Source organism: Pseudomonas sp. EGD-AK9, assembly GCF_000465935.2.
Taxonomy (GTDB): Bacteria; Pseudomonadota; Gammaproteobacteria; order Pseudomonadales; family Pseudomonadaceae; genus Aquipseudomonas.
Window position 1 is genome coordinate 1 of the sequence record NZ_AVOF01000826.1, and the last position, 655, is coordinate 655.

General features: G+C 73.3%; 1 pseudogene. It reads left to right on the forward strand.

From position 1 onward, the window contains the following. Positions 1-655, forward strand: a pseudogene (locus tag N878_RS24495) (AMP-binding protein); the annotation flags it as partial.

Consider the following 655-nt stretch of genomic DNA (forward strand, 5'->3'; position numbering starts at 1 on the left):
GAGGCGCGGCCGGCGGGCGTGCAGGATGACGCGGTGCTGCAGTTCGTCGCCTGCGGCCGGCCGTTGCCGGGGCACCGCATCCGCATCGTCGACGAGCGCGGCGTCGAACTGCCCGAGCGCCGCGAAGGGCACCTGCAGTTCAGCGGCCCGTCCACCAGCGCCGGCTACTTGCGCAACCCGGAGGAAACCCGCCGGGTCCTGCGCGACGGCTGGATGGACTCGCTCGACCTGGCCTACATGGCCGGCGGCGAGGTCTACCTGACCGGGCGCGCCAAGGACCTGATCATCCGCGCCGGGCGCAACATCTACCCCTACGACCTGGAAACCGCGGTGGGCAACCTGGCGGGGCTGCGCAAGGGCTGCGTCGCGGTGTTCGGCAGCCAGGATCCGGCCAGTGGCACGGAGCGCCTGGTGGTGCTGGCGGAAACCCTGGAGCAGGAGGCCGGGCGGCGTCGGCAACTGCAGCAGGAGGTCAGCCGCGTGGTGCTCGAGCTGGCCGGCGTGCCGCCGGACGACATCGTCCTGGCGCCGCCGCACAGCGTGCTGAAGACCTCCAGCGGCAAGATCCGCCGCGCGGCCTGCCGCGAGGCCTTCGAGCGTGGCGACATAGGCCGGCCGCGCCTGGCGGTCTGGCGGCAACTGCTGCGGCTGGTCG